The 13306-nt window shown below is 75.0% G+C and carries 13 protein-coding genes; 10 read left to right on the top strand and 3 right to left on the bottom strand.

What is annotated here, in order from left to right:
• The coding region (locus PAI11_RS26745; RefSeq protein WP_040597820.1) for a winged helix-turn-helix domain-containing protein at positions 1-1460 on the bottom strand (1460 nt) is incomplete at its 3' end.
• A gap of 227 nt (positions 1461-1687) precedes the next feature.
• On the opposite strand from PAI11_RS26745, the gene PAI11_RS02420 reads away from it, so the two are divergent.
• Positions 1688-1990 carry an urease subunit gamma gene (locus PAI11_RS02420; RefSeq protein ID WP_007570481.1) on the top strand — a complete coding sequence of 101 codons (303 nt, stop codon included), beginning with the start codon at positions 1688-1690 and terminating at the stop codon, positions 1988-1990.
• Positions 1991-2022: 32 nt separating this feature from the next.
• Here the strand turns inward: PAI11_RS02420 and PAI11_RS02415 are convergent, their stop codons facing one another.
• Entirely contained in the window at positions 2023-2508 is a 486-nt protein-coding gene (locus PAI11_RS02415; protein WP_007570478.1) for a hypothetical protein, read from the bottom strand.
• A gap of 215 nt (positions 2509-2723) precedes the next feature.
• Here PAI11_RS02415 and PAI11_RS02410 point away from each other — a divergent pair, with 215 nt between their 5' ends.
• The 5 genes from PAI11_RS02410 (at position 2724) to PAI11_RS02390 (ending at position 7704) form a co-directional block, all read left to right on the top strand.
• On the top strand, positions 2724-3911 hold the full coding sequence (locus PAI11_RS02410; RefSeq protein WP_007570476.1) for a S1 family peptidase: 1188 nt from the start codon (positions 2724-2726) through the stop codon (positions 3909-3911).
• Between the two features lie 101 nt (positions 3912-4012).
• Positions 4013-4531, top strand: a complete 519-nt coding sequence (locus PAI11_RS02405; protein WP_007570475.1) for a hypothetical protein — start codon at positions 4013-4015, stop codon at positions 4529-4531.
• 102 nt (positions 4532-4633) lie between these two features.
• Positions 4634-5071, top strand: a complete 438-nt coding sequence (locus PAI11_RS02400; protein ID WP_007570473.1) for an urease subunit beta — start codon at positions 4634-4636, stop codon at positions 5069-5071.
• A complete protein-coding gene (locus PAI11_RS02395; protein ID WP_007570471.1) occupies positions 5068-6795 on the top strand; it encodes an urease subunit alpha in 1728 nt (575 codons plus the stop codon). The genes PAI11_RS02400 and PAI11_RS02395 overlap by 4 nt, the downstream gene beginning before the upstream one ends.
• Before the next feature lie 174 nt (positions 6796-6969).
• Positions 6970-7704 carry an exonuclease domain-containing protein gene (locus PAI11_RS02390; protein WP_007570469.1) on the top strand — a complete coding sequence of 245 codons (735 nt, stop codon included), beginning with the start codon at positions 6970-6972 and terminating at the stop codon, positions 7702-7704.
• A 13-nt stretch (positions 7705-7717) separates the two neighbouring features.
• Here the strand turns inward: PAI11_RS02390 and PAI11_RS02385 are convergent, their stop codons facing one another.
• Positions 7718-8512 carry a hypothetical protein gene (locus PAI11_RS02385; RefSeq protein WP_007570467.1) on the bottom strand — a complete coding sequence of 265 codons (795 nt, stop codon included), beginning with the start codon at positions 8510-8512 and terminating at the stop codon, positions 7718-7720.
• Between the two features lie 158 nt (positions 8513-8670).
• Here PAI11_RS02385 and PAI11_RS02380 point away from each other — a divergent pair, with 158 nt between their 5' ends.
• The 4 genes from PAI11_RS02380 (at position 8671) to PAI11_RS02365 (ending at position 13236) form a co-directional block, all read left to right on the top strand.
• A complete protein-coding gene (locus PAI11_RS02380) occupies positions 8671-9399 on the top strand; it encodes an urease accessory protein UreF (RefSeq protein WP_007570466.1) in 729 nt (242 codons plus the stop codon).
• Between the two features lie 22 nt (positions 9400-9421).
• On the top strand, positions 9422-10162 hold the full coding sequence (gene ureG, locus PAI11_RS02375) for an urease accessory protein UreG (RefSeq protein WP_007570464.1): 741 nt from the start codon (positions 9422-9424) through the stop codon (positions 10160-10162).
• Between the two features lie 178 nt (positions 10163-10340).
• The gene (locus PAI11_RS23800) at positions 10341-11219 is read left to right on the top strand and encodes an urease accessory protein UreD (protein WP_170320672.1); all 879 of its coding nucleotides are present in this window, start codon (positions 10341-10343) and stop codon (positions 11217-11219) included.
• A 214-nt stretch (positions 11220-11433) separates the two neighbouring features.
• Entirely contained in the window at positions 11434-13236 is a 1803-nt protein-coding gene (locus PAI11_RS02365; protein WP_007570460.1) for an MFS transporter, read from the top strand.
• Positions 13237-13306 lie beyond the last annotated feature (70 nt).

Here is a 13306-nt window from a genome sequence, read left to right as displayed (position 1 = left end):
AAGCAGACCATCGCCGCCAGCGCGCGGGCGGCGAGCGCGAACGACGCGGTGCCGTCCGGCATCGGGCCGTCCCAGCCGGCCTCGGCCCCGGCGGCGAGCCAGGCGTCGCAGCCGCCGCGGTCGCCGTCGACCGCGGCCACCAGCGCGCTGACGTAGGCCAGCCGGGCATCCCCCCGCACGACCGCCGGCGGGAACCGGGCCAGCCAGCCGCGGGCCCGCTCGCCGAGGGTCCCGAACCCGACCAGCCGCAGGCTGTGGCGGGCCAGCAGCTCGGCGGCCAGGTTCCACTCGCGCGCCGCCAGGTAGTGCTCGAGCGCCTCGTAGAGCTCGCTCTCGCCGCCCTCGCTCTCCAGCCAGGCGCCGGCGCGGACGCGCAGCTGCCGCGCGCGCGACGGCTGCTCCTCCTGCAGCCGCTGGCGGAGCACGTCGCGCAGCAGGTGGTGGCAGCGGTACCAGGTGCGCGTGCGGTCGAGCGGGATCAGCAGCAGCGACGTGCGGGTCAGCTCGCGGAACGCCTCGCGGGTGCCCTCCTCGTCGCCGCCGAGCGTGCGCACGCAGAGGTCGGCGGTGAAGCGGTCCAGCAGCGAGGTCTCGCGGACGAAGCGGCGGTGCGCCTCGGGCCAGGAGCAGAGGACCTCGTCGGCGAGCGCGCCGAACAGCTCCTCGTCGCTGGAGCCGAGCTGGCCGAGGACCTGCTCGATCGGCTCCCCCAGCCGCAGCCGCAGCGCGGCCAGGTAGAGCGCCGCCGGCCAGCCCTCGACCCGCCGCTCGAGCGCCCCGACCGTGCGGTCGTCCAGCTCGAGCTCGAGGCCGTCGCGCAGGAACCGCGCGGTCTCCTCGCCACTGAAGCGCAGCTCGTCGGTGCGGACGTCGAGCAGCTCGCCGCGGATCCGCAGCCGCCCGAGCGACGGCAGCTCGGCCCCGCGGCGAGCGCCGAGCGCGAACGCGTGCGGCGCCGGCAGGCGGCCCAGGACCCAGTCGAGGCTCGCGCGGGTCGGCTCGTCGTCGAGCGCCAGGTGGACGTCGTCGAGCACCAGGGTGATCGGCTCGGGCGTCGCGTCGAGCGCGTCCAGCAGGGCCACCAGGACGTCGTCGCGGAGGTCGGCGGCGGCCGCGGCCGCGGCCTCCAGGACCGCGTCGAGCGGCTCGCCGACGAGCGGATGCAGCGCCGCCAGGACCGCCGACCACAGCCGCGCCCCGCGGTCGTCCCCGTCGAGCGAGACCCACGCCACCCGCTCGCGGTCGCCGGCCCACTGGGCCAGCAGCGTGCTCTTGCCGAAGCCCGGCGGGGCGCTGACCTGCAGGTTGCGGGCGCCGCTGCGCGCGATCTGCTCCAGCAGCCGGTCGCGGAGGACGTGCTCCGGCCGCCCGGGTGGGCGGTGGAACTTGGTCCGCGGGAAGACGACGCCACGGGCGCTCGTCGCCTGGCCGGCGCGGCCCTCGGCGGCGGCCGCGCTCACCACGGACCCCCGCACGGGGCGTGGCGTGCCCGCCACGGTGGCGGGATCGAAGTCGGCCGCGCTGCCACGGCCTCCCATCCCACTACGAACGGCAACGACGGAGGGCGCCTCCGCGTCCAAGCTCGCGGCGGCTCACCTGTACGCGATGGCGCGTGCCCGGTCCCGGTCCTGGACTACGATCGGCTCCGTCGCGCGGGCCGCAAACGGCCGCGCGCGCCCCCGCCACCATGCGCCTGACCCCTCGCGAGCAGGAGAAGCTGCTCATCCACGTCGCCGCCGACGTCGCCCGCCGGCGCCGCGAGCGCGGCCTCCGCCTGAACCACCCGGAGGCGATCGCGCTGATCACCGCCGAGCTGCTGGAGGGCGCGCGCGACGGCCGCACGGTCAGCGAGCTGATGACGCTCGGCAAGCAGGTGCTGCGGGCCGAGGACGTGATGGACGGCGTGGCGCAGATGATCCACGAGGTCCAGGTCGAGGCGACGTTCCCGGACGGGACGAAGCTGGTGACCGTGCACGACCCGATCGTCTGACCGGGCCGCGCACCGGGCGGTGCTCGGTCGGCTCAGCCGCCGACGAGCTTGGCGGCCGAGGGGACCTCCTCCTTGACGTCCAGCCCCTGACCGCGCGCGGCGGAGAGCAGGCCGTCGAGCGGGTTGCCGCCGCCGATCAGCTTGGAGATGGCGCCCTCGTCGCCGCCGCCGATCACGCCACGCAGCGCGGTGATCGCCGCGGTCGCGCCGGCGATGCTCGGGAGCAGCTTCTTGAGCTTCGGATCCTGGTTGGCCTCCTCCTTGGCCTTCTGCAGCATCCGCAGCGTGAAGCCGCCGGCCAGGACGGCCTTGGCGATCGTGCGCTTGCGCTTGTCGGCGCCCTTCTTGAAGCCACCCTCGCGGGCGGGGTCGACGATCCAGTGCTTGGTGGCACCGGCGGCGAGGCCGAGGCGGGTCACGATCTCGGTCTTCGAGGCCTTCTCGTCGTTGCCGCAGGCGGACAGCGTCGGAACCGCGAGCAGGGCTAGCAGCAGGACGACGACGGTGGCGAGACGCATGCGCAGTGGGCGCAGGGTGAGGGACACGGGAACCTCCGGTCGGGAACGGTCGCCCGTCGTGCGACGGGCCGGCGGAGGCTATCCGTACGGAGTACACTCAGTCGTCCGGGGCGCCTTCGACCCTCGATCCGTGGTCGAGGGAGGGCCAGATCCTTCACCGCTTCATAGGCACCATTGCGACGCGATCGCGCCGACCGGCCTAGGCTCCGGTGCTCATGCGCCGCACGATCTGGTCTCTCGTCGCCGTCCTGCTCTGTGCGTGGACGGTCCCCGCGGTCGCGACCGCCGCACCGCGCTCGGACGCGGCGCGACTCGCGGCGATCGAGGCGGCCGGGCCGGCCGGCGCGCTCTCGGGCGGGGGCTCCGCAGGCGGGCAGGCGACGCCGCGGATCGTCGGCGGGACGGCGCTCGGCACCAGCGCGGCGGCGCCGTTCGCGGTCAACCTGCAGACCAAGGTCTCGGACGGCTACGCGACCTGCAGCGGCTCGGTGCTCGACGCGACGCACGTCCTGACCGCCGCCCACTGCGTGATCGACAACGGCTCGGCCGTCCCGCCGAGCGCGATGCTGGTCGCCGCGGGCAGCCCGGACATCACCACGCCCGCCGGCCGCGCCGCCGCCTCCGTCCACGAGGTCCAGACGATCCGGGTCCACCCGCGCTACAGCAGCGCCACGATCCCCGACGACGTCGCCGTCGTGACGCTGAAGACGCCGCTCGCCCTCGGCGGCCCGAACATCAAGCCGGTCGGGCTGCTGGCGACCGGCAGCTACGTCGCCTCCGGCACCGCGCTGACGATCACCGGCTTCGGGATCAGCTCCTCGACCGCCGACGACTTCGGCACCCTGCGCCAGGTCCAGACCCAGGTCGTGACCGCGGGCCTCTGCCGGACCGACGCGCCGGCCGCGATGCTCTGCACGATCCGCGCCGGCCACGCGGCCTGCTCGGGCGACAGCGGCGGCTCGGGGTCGGTCGGCGGCGTGGTGGCCGGCGTCACCGACATCGCCGAGCAGGACTGCGCGCGCGGGATGAACCTGTTCGCCAACGTCGCCGCGCCCGAGGTCCGGACGTTCATCGACGCCGCCGTCGCCGAGCGCAACGTGACCGCCGCCGAGATCCCGGTCTCCCCCCGTGGCGGACGCACGATCGCGCTGCGGGGAACGACCCGCGTCGGGCGCACGGTCACCTGCGACGCCGGTCGCTGGTCCGGTCGGCCGAAGCTCTACTACGCCTTCTTCCGGATCAAGGGCAGCCGCTCGAGGACCACGAAGATGAGCAAGAGCCGTCGCTACAAGCTGCGCTCCAGCCACCGTGGCTGGCAGGTCGGCTGCGCGGTCCAGGCGACCAACGCCGGCGGCACCGGGATCTCGCTGACGACCACCGTGCGGACCGTCCGCTCGCGCTGAGCGGGCCGGCCGCCGCCTGCGCGAAGCCGGCACCGATCCGGCGCGGTTCCGGACCAGCCGCAGCCTTGAGTCGCAACCGGTCGCTCGGGAAGATCGGTCGCATGACCGATCGGAAGCTGCAGCAGATCGAGCGCAGGATCGCCGACATCCTCGAGGAGATCCGGATCCTGCGCGCCGACGGGCACGTGGCGATGGCCCAGAGCGACGCCCGCTGGGCGGAGGAGCGGGAGAACAGCGATGCCCGCTGGGCGGAGTCTCGGGCCCGCGACGAGCAGCTGTTCGTCGAGATGCGGACCTCGCGCGAGGTCGCCGAGCGCCGCCACGCGGACCTGCTCACCGAGCTGCAGGCCGCGCGCGAGGCGGCCGAGCAGCGCCGCGCCGACCTGCTCGCCGAGCTGCAGGCCGCGCGCGAGGCGGCCGAGCAGCGCCGCGCCGACCTGCTCGCCGAGCTGCGGGCCGCGCGCGAGGCGAGCGAGCGCCGCGATGCGCTGCAGCTGAGCGAGATGCAGGCGCTGCGGCAGACCACCGACCTGCAGCTCGAGGAGCTTCGGCGGATCAGCGACGCCAACGCGATCCAGACCGACGCCCTGCGTGTGCTGCTGGAGCGCGACGGCCGCTGACCGCGACCGCGCGACCCGCCGCCGCGGCGCACGTCCTCCCACCACGCTTGGTCGGCGGGACGGTCGAAGTCCGCAGGGCCGGCGGTAGCGTCCGCACCACCGATGCCCGACCTCCTTCCACCGACCACCGTTCCCGGAGAGCTGCTGCCCGCCGCCGGCGACGTGTCGCTGCGCGCCGGCGCTCCCCGCACGCCGCTGCGGGTCACGAGCGTCGCCGATCGACCGATCCAGGTCGGCAGCCACTTCCACTTCTTCGAGGTCAACCGCGCGCTGCGCTTCGACCGCGAGGCCGCCTACGGCACGCGGCTGGCGATCCCCGCCGGGACCGCGGTGCGGTTCGAGCCGGGCGAGGTCCGCGAGGTCGAGGTGATGCCGCTCGGCGGGGCACGCGTCGTGCGCGGGTTCCACGGCCTGATCGGCGGCCCGCTCGACGACCCGGGCGTCCGGGCACGAGCGCTCGCGGCCGCTCGCGAGCGTGGCTTCATCGCCGACCCCGACCCCGACCCCGCCACCGACGCGCCGGCCGGGCCGTCCCGATGAGCGACCGCCTCTCCCGCCACCGCTACGGCCGGATGTACGGCCCGACGGTCGACGACCGCGTGCGGCTGGCCGATACCGTCCTGACCGTCCGCGTCGAGCAGGACCTGACCGTCGCCGGCGAGGAGGCCGTCTTCGGCGGCGGCAAGACCCTCCGCGAGGGGATGGGGCAAGGCGTCGCGACCAACGCCGAGGGCGCCGTCGACACGGTCGTCACCGGGGCGCTGATCGTCGATCACTGGGGGATCGTCAAGGCCGACGTCGGGATCGTCGGCGGCCGGATCGCCGCGATCGGCAAGGCCGGGAACCCCGACACGATGGACGGGGTGAGCATCGTCGTCGGCGCCGGGACCGAGGTGATCGCCGGCGAGGGACGGATCCTGACCGCCGGCGGGATCGACAGCCACGTCCACTGGATCTGCCCTCAGCAGGCCACCGACGCGGTCGCGTCGGGGATCACGACGATGCTCGGCGGCGGCACCGGCCCGGCGGCGGGGACCAAGGCGACGACCTGCACGCCCGGGCCCTGGCACCTGCACCGGATGCTCCAGGCGGTCGAGGACCTGCCGGTCAACGTCGGCCTGCTCGGCAAGGGCAACGCGGCGGTGCCCGACCCCCTGCGCGAGCAGGTCCGGGCGGGCGCCTGCGGCCTCAAGCTGCACGAGGACTGGGGCACCACCCCGGCCGCGATCGCGACCTGCCTGGACGTCGCCGACGAGCTCGACGTCCAGGTCGCGATCCACACCGACACGCTCAATGAGGCCGGGTTCCTGGAGGACACCGTCGCGGCGATCGGCGGCCGCGCGATCCACACCTTCCACACCGAGGGCGCCGGCGGCGGCCACGCCCCGGACATCGTCGCGATCGCCGGCGAGCCGAACGTGCTGCCGTCGTCGACCAACCCGACCCGGCCGTACACGCGCAACACGCTCGAGGAGCACCTCGACATGCTGATGGTCTGCCACCACCTCAGCCGCGAGATCCCCGAGGACGTCGCCTTCGCCGAGTCGCGGATCCGGGGCGAGACGATCGGGGCCGAGGACGTCCTCCACGACCTCGGCGTGCTGTCAATGATCAGCTCCGACTCGCAGGCGATGGGACGGGTCGGCGAGGTCTGGACCCGAACCTGGCAGACGGCCCACAAGATGCGCGTGCAGCGCGGCCCGCTGCCCGGCGACGGCCCCGACGAGGCCGGCCGGGATCGCGGCGACAACGCCCGGATCAAGCGCTACGTGGCCAAGGTCACCCTGAACCCGGCGATCACCCATGGGATCGCGCACGAGGTCGGGTCGATCGAGGTCGGCAAGCTCGCCGACCTGGTGCTGTGGGAACCGGCGTTCTTCGGCGTCGTGCCGGAGCTGGTGCTCAAGGGCGGGATGATCGGCTGGGCGCAGATGGGCGACCCGAACGCGTCGATCCCGACGCCCGAGCCGGTGCTGCTGCGGCCGATGTTCGGGGCGATCGGCGGGGGTCCGGCGGCGACCTCGCTGACCTTCGTCTCGCAGGCCGCGCTCGACGACGGGGTTCCCCGGCAGCTGGGACTGCGCCGCCGCTGCGTCGCCGTCCGCGGCACCCGGACGATCGGCAAGGCCGACATGGTCCACAACGACCTGACGCCGCAGATCGCCGTCGACCCGGAGACCTACGTCGTCACCGTCGACGGGGTCCGCGCCTACGCCGAGCCCATCGACGTGCTGCCGATGGCCCAGCGCTACTCGCTGTTCTAGCCGTCGTCGGGCGGGCGGGGCGGGGCGGGGCGGGGCGGGCGCAAGATCCCATCCCGGCCCCCGGATAGCCGGGCGAACCGTGGGACCTTGCCGCGTGTCCGCCGCGCGTCCCCGCCGGCCGCCGGTGCCCGGGGCCGCCGGACCCCGTCCGGACCCGTCTCTACCGTCCAATGGGTGAGTTGGCACTCCGGCAGACTGGCCGCGTTCGACCTGGAGACCACCGGGGTCGAGCTGGAGCACGACCGGATCGTCACCGCGGCCGTCAGCATCGTCGGCGGCGGCCTTCCCACCGAGAGCCACGACTGGCTGGTCGACCCGGAGATCGAGATCCCGGCCGGCGCCACCGCCGTCCACGGCATCACCACCGAGCACGCCCGGGCCCACGGCCGCGACGCGCGCGAGGCGATCGAGGAGGTCGTCGCCCTGCTCGCCGCCCACGTCCGCGACGGCGTGCCGGTCGTCGCCTTCAACGCCCGCTTCGACCTCACGATCCTCGACCGCGAAGCCCGTCGCCACGACGTCCGGCCGCTGGTCGACCGGATCGGCGGCGCCGAGGCGCTGCTGGTGATCGACCCGCTGGTGATCGACAAGGCCGCCGATCGCTACCGCCGCGGCAAGCGGACGCTGACCGCGGTCTCCGAGCACTACGCGGTGCGGCTCGACGCCGCCCACGCGGCCGACGCCGACGCGATCGCCGCCGCGCGGGTCGCCTGGAGGCTCGGCCAGCGCTACGCGCAGCTGCGCGACGCCGACCTGCGCACCCTCCACCGCTGGCAGGTCCAGTGGGCCGCCCAGCAGGCCAGCTCGCTGCAGGACTACTTCCTGGGCCAGGGCCGCGACGAGCGGGTCGAGCCGGCCTGGCCGCTCGTGCCGGCACCGGTCGCCCCGGCGCTCGCCGTCGCCGCGTAGGCGGCCGCCGGCCTCAGACCGCCGCCACGTACCAGACGCCGAAGGCCACGGCGAAGCTGCTGGCCGCGACCGCGAAGACGTCGCCGACCAGCCGCGAGCGCGAGACGCGGCCGCCGAGCCAGCCCCAGGCGGCGGAGCAGGCCGCCATCGAGACGACGCTCATCGGCGCGAAGACCAGCAGCGCCAGGTAGGCCGTGGCGGTCGACGGCAGCGCGGCGAGCACCAGCAGCACGATCGCCCCGGTGCCAGCCAGCCCGTGCAGGACGCCGATCGCGAAGGCGGCCAGCGGGGTCCGCGACGGTGGTCCGGCGGGCGGGGCGACCCCCGCCGCAGGCCGGCGATCGGCCGCGATCCCCTCGCCGGCGGGCGCGCGCGTGCCGGCGTCGGCGAAGTCGGCACCGCGGGCGGCGATCACCGGGTCATCCGCGCGAGCGGCCCGCCCACGCCACCAGCGGGCCGCCGCGCGCAGGGCCAGGGCCACGATCAGGACACCGACCAGCCGCTCCGCCCACGCCTGCACGGGCGCCGGGAGCCGACCGTCGAGGGCGATCAGCGGCACGCCGATCGCGACCATCGTCGTGGCGTGGCCGACGCCCCACCACGCCCCCAGCCGCGCCGCCCCGCGGGCGGGCGCTCCACCGGTCCCCTGCAGGGTCGCGATCGCCATCAGGTGGTCGGGATCGGAAGCGTGCCGCAGGCCCAGCAGCAGCGCCGCGATCAGAGCGACCGCCAGCGGCGCGCCGGTCGCCCACGCCTCGAGCCGCCCGTCGAGCCACTCCACCGGCGAGAACATCCAGTCGAAGCGCACGTCGCCAACCTATCCGGCCACCCCGCCCCCGCTCCACCCGGACCGGCCCAGCCGGAGCCGGCCGGGTTGTCCGCCTGGACAGCCCCGCGGGAGCCCGCGACCGGCGATGATGAGGACCCGGCGGCGCGCTCCGGCGCGCCGTCGGGGACGGATCGCCCATGCCGACCCTCCTGCGCCTGCTCCAGCTCGCCGACACGGCGTTCCCGACCGGCGCCTTCGCGCACTCGCTCGGACTCGAGGGCGCGCACGCCGCCGGCGAGCTGCGCGACGAGCACGACCTCGAGCGGCTGCTGCGTCGCCAGCTCGACGGGATGGCCACCAGCGACCTGGCGATCGTGCTCGCCGCCCACCGGGTCGCGCTCGATGCGACGTTCCGGTCGCGCAGCGACCGCGACGTCGCGCCCGCCTCGGCGCCACCGCTCGACGCCCTGATCGACCTCGATCACGACCTGGACGCGACCCGGGCCACGCGCGAGACCCGCGAGGCGTCGCGCGCGACCGGCGAGCGGTTCCTGATCGCGGCCGCCGCGATCCTCCACGACCCGCTGCTGCGGGCGCTCCGCGACGCCGTCGCCGACCGTGCCACGCCCGGCACCCTGGCCGTGGCCTGGGGCGTCGCGGCCCGGGCGGTCGACGCCGGGCCGGCCGAGGCGGCCGAGTCGCTGGCCTTCTCGACCCTGGCCGCGCTGGCGGCCGCCGGCCAGCGGCTGGTGCCGCTCGGCGGCGTCGTCACCCAGCGCGCGCTGTGGGGCGCGGCCGGTGCGATCCCCGGTGCCGTCGCCCGCGCGGCGACGGTCGACCCGCGCGAGCCGTGCTCGTTCCTGCCCGAGCTGGACGTCCGCTCCGCCGAGCACGAGCGCCAGCGCGTCCGCCTCTTCATCTCCTGACCACCCCGACCAGGACCCGACGATGCACGACCCGACCGCGATCCACATCCCGCCCTACCCGGTGCGCCGCAACGGCACGACGATCCGGATCGGGGTCGGCGGCCCCGTCGGCTCCGGCAAGACGGCGCTGGTCGCCGAGCTCTGCCGCCGGCTGGCGGACCGCTTCCCGATCGCCGTGGTGACGAACGACATCTACACCCGCGAGGACGCCGAGGCGCTGCTGCGGGCCGGGGTGCTGCCGGCCGAGCGGATCGTCGGCGTCGAGACCGGCGGCTGCCCGCACACCGCGATCCGCGACGACATCTCGATGAACGCCCGCGCGGTCGAGGATCTGGAGGATCGCTTCCCCGAGCTGAAGCTGGTGCTCGTCGAGAGCGGCGGCGACAACCTGGCGGCGAACTTCAGCCCCGAGCTGGTCGACTGCGCGATCTACGTGATCGACGTCGCCGGCGGCGACGACGTGCCCCGCAAGGGCGGGCCCGGGCTGACCCGTTCCGAGCTGCTGGTGATCAACAAGGTCGACCTGGCGCCGCTGGTCGGCAGCGACGTCGCGATGATGGTCCGCGACGCCGACGCCCTGCGGGCCGGGGCGCCGACGATCGCCGCCTCCGTGATGCACGGCGACGGCTTCGACGGCGTCGTCGCGTGGGTCGTCGAGGCGGTCGAGCAGCAGCGCTGGGTCGCCGCGACCTCGACCGCCCGTCCGGACCCCCACCACCGCCACGACGACCACCGCCACGACCATTCCCACCAGCCCGCCTGACGCGCGCGACGCCGCGCGCGGGATTGGCGGACCGCGGGTCCCGGCGGCGCCCGCTGCCGCGACGGCGGCCGCGGTCCCGCCGGCCGTGCCCGGCCCGGTCGCCGCGCCCGCGCCGGCCGCCGTCCACCGGCGCGGGCGACTCGCGGTCCGGCTGGAGCGTCGCGGTTCGCGGACCGTCGTGGCGGCCGATGAGGTCGCGTTCCCGGCGGGGACCGTGCGGCTGACGGATGGCGACGGCGACGGGCTGCGCGAGCTGCAGATCACGAGCCCGTCGGGCGGGCTGCTGGCCGGCGACCGGCTGGACACGATCGTCGAGGCCGGTGCCGGCACGTCGGTCTCGCTCGTCACCCAGGGCGCGACCCGGGTCTACCGCGCCCGCGACGGCGCGCCCGCCAGCGGCGGCGATCCGCCGGCCCTCGCCTCGACCGGCGACCCTCGGGACCACCCGGCCGACGCGAACGGGGGCCCTGCCTCCGACCACGCCTCCGCCGGACGGGCCGACCCGACCGTCCTCGACACGTCGATCGCGGTCGCCGCCCGGGCGCGCGTCGAGTGGGTCCCCCACCACCTGATGCCCTACGCCGACGCGGCCGTCCACCAGCGGACGACGATCGACGTCGCGGCGAGCGGCGCGCTGCTCGCCTGGGAGAGCGTCGCCGCCGGTCGCAGCGCTCGCGGCGAGCGGTTCGGCTGGCGGCGCCTCGACACCCGGCTGCGGATCTCCCGGGACGGCCGGCCGCTGCTCCAGGACGGCGCCGACCTCGGCCCCGGCGGCGAGCCGTTCGACGGCGCCGACCTGGTCAGCACCGTCGTCGTGGTGCTGCCCGACCCCGCCGCCTCTTCCGCGTCCGCCGCCCGCGGACTCGCCGACGACCTCGCCGACGCGCTCGCCGATCGGCCCGGCGTCCTCGGATCGGCCTCCGCTCCCGACGACGCGCTGGTCGTCGCGCGCGTCCTGGCGCGCGACGCGCCGGCCCTCTACGGCGCGCTTCACGCCGTCCGGGTTCGCGCCCGCGCCGTTCTGGAGCTGCCGGCCCCCGGCCGACCGGTGGCCTGACGCTCCCCGCCACCCGGCCGCTCCCTCCCCGCCACCCGGCCACCCCGCACCGGCGGCCGCCCCCACGACCCGGCCGCCACCGCACCGACGAGCGCTCACGCGCCCAAACGTGGCCCACCCAATGATTTGCTTGCTAAGCTCAACCTTCTCGCGGCGCTCCGTGCTCCCACGCGGCCGCCGTCCCACGATCGCCCCCGTCCCGCCCCGAGGTCCGATGTCGTCGCCTGCCGTCGCCCTTCCCCGCTCCAACGCCCGCTCCGACGAGCCGGACGAGCGCTACAAGTGGATCGCGCTGTCGAACACGACGCTCGGGATCCTGATGGCGACGCTCAACCAGTCGATCCTCCTGATCGCGCTACCCGACATCTTCCGCGGGATCCATCTGAACCCGCTGGCGCCGGGCAACACGAACTACCTGCTGTGGATGATCCTCGGCTTCATGGTCGTGACGGCCGTGCTGGTCGTCAGCCTCGGCCGCCTGGGCGACATCTACGGGCGGGTGAAGATGTACAACCTCGGCTTCGCGGTCTTCACCCTCGGGTCGATCCTCTGCTCGGTCACGTGGATGGACGGCTCGGCCGGCGCGCTCTGGATCATCGGGATGCGCGTCATCCAGGGGATCGGCGGCGCGATGCTGTTCGCCAACGCGTCGGCGATCCTGACCGACGCCTTCCCCGCCCACCAGCGCGGGATGGCGCTCGGGATCAACGGCGTCGCGGCGATCGCCGGCTCGTTCCTCGGGCTGATCGTCGGCGGCGTGCTGGCCCCGGTCTCGTGGCGCCTGGTCTTCCTGGTCTCGGTCCCGTTCGGCGTCTTCGGCACCTACTGGGCCTACGCCAAGCTCCGCGACCAGGGCCTGCGCCGCCACGCGCGGATGGACTGGTGGGGCAACGCGACGTTCGCCATCGGCCTGGTCGCGGTGATGATCGGGATCACCTACGGGATCCAGCCCTACGGCTCGCACGACATGGGCTGGACCAGTCCGAAGGTGCTGATCCTGCTGCTGGGCGGGATCGCCGTGCTGATCGCGTTCGTGCTGATCGAGCTGCGCGCGGCCGAGCCGATGTTCCGGCTCTCGCTGTTCCGGATCCGCGACTTCACCGCCGGCAACCTGGCCAGCCTGCTGGCCTCGATCGGCCGCGGCGGCCTGCAGTTCGTGCTGATCATCTGGCTGCAGGGGATCTGGCTGCCGCAGCACGGCTACGACTTCCACGACACGCCGCTCTGGGCCGGGATCTACATGGTCCCGATGATCGTCGGCTTCCTGCTGGCGGGACCGGTGTCCGGCGTGCTGTCGGACCGCTTCGGCGCACGGCCGTTCGCCGTCGTCGGGATGCTCGGCACGGCGCTCAGCTTCGGCCTGCTGCTGGCCCTGCCGGTCGACTTCGACTACGTCTGGTTCGCGCTGGTGCTGCTGCTCAACGGGCTCTCGATGGGCCTCTTCGCGTCGCCGAACCGGATGGCGATCATGAACAGCCTGCCGGTCGATCAGCGTGGCGCCGGGGCCGGGATGACGGCGACCTTCCAGAACTCGGCGATGGTGCTGTCGATGGGCGTCTTCTTCTCGCTGATGATCGTCGGCCTGGCGTCGAGCCTGGGCCCGGCGATGCACGACGGCCTGGTCGCCCACGGGGTCTCCAACGCGGACGCGACCCGGATCGCCGACCAGCCGCCGGTGGTCACGCTGTTCGCGTCGTTCCTCGGCTTCAACCCGGTCGCGAGCCTGCTGGGCCCCGACGTCCTGCACAGCCTGCCGGCCGCTCAGGAGCACCTGCTGACCGGACGCGAGTTCTTCCCGCACCTGATCACCGGGCCGTTCGGCGACGCCCTGACCGCGGCCTTCAGCTTCGCGCTGGTCGCCTGCCTGATCGCGGCGGCGGCGTCGCTGTTCGCCGCCGGCCGTCCCCAGCACCAGCCCGGCGAGACGGTCGCCGAGCGGGCCTGGGCGGGCGAGGCGATCGACCCCGGCGCCGACGGCGCCGCGGCCGCGATGCTGCCCTCCGGCCGCGGGGAGTGAGCGCCCCCGACGGCGATCGGCCGGGTCAGGCCCGCGCCCGCTCGCGCCCGTCGCTCCAGGCGGTCGCCAG

The organism is Patulibacter medicamentivorans, assembly GCF_000240225.1.
Taxonomy (GTDB): Bacteria; Actinomycetota; Thermoleophilia; order Solirubrobacterales; family Solirubrobacteraceae; genus Patulibacter; species Patulibacter medicamentivorans.
Note: the sequence above shows the minus strand (reverse complement) of the source record. Positions and strands in the feature narration are given on the sequence as shown.

Bases quoted from the DNA above. Each gene is read 5' to 3' on its own strand.
- PAI11_RS02365 (WP_007570460.1), top strand. From the start codon at position 11,434: ATGTCGTCGCCTGCCGTCGCCCTTCCCCGCTCCAACGCCCGCTCCGAC.
- ureG (WP_007570464.1), top strand. From the start codon at position 9,422: ATGCACGACCCGACCGCGATCCACATCCCGCCCTACCCGGTGCGCCGC.
- PAI11_RS02405 (WP_007570475.1), top strand. From the start codon at position 4,013: ATGACCGATCGGAAGCTGCAGCAGATCGAGCGCAGGATCGCCGACATC.
- PAI11_RS02415 (WP_007570478.1), bottom strand. From the start codon at position 2,508: ATGCGTCTCGCCACCGTCGTCGTCCTGCTGCTAGCCCTGCTCGCGGTT.
- PAI11_RS02395 (WP_007570471.1), top strand. From the start codon at position 5,068: ATGAGCGACCGCCTCTCCCGCCACCGCTACGGCCGGATGTACGGCCCG.
- PAI11_RS02410 (WP_007570476.1), top strand. From the start codon at position 2,724: ATGCGCCGCACGATCTGGTCTCTCGTCGCCGTCCTGCTCTGTGCGTGG.
- PAI11_RS02420 (WP_007570481.1), top strand. From the start codon at position 1,688: ATGCGCCTGACCCCTCGCGAGCAGGAGAAGCTGCTCATCCACGTCGCC.
- PAI11_RS02380 (WP_007570466.1), top strand. From the start codon at position 8,671: ATGCCGACCCTCCTGCGCCTGCTCCAGCTCGCCGACACGGCGTTCCCG.
- PAI11_RS02400 (WP_007570473.1), top strand. From the start codon at position 4,634: ATGCCCGACCTCCTTCCACCGACCACCGTTCCCGGAGAGCTGCTGCCC.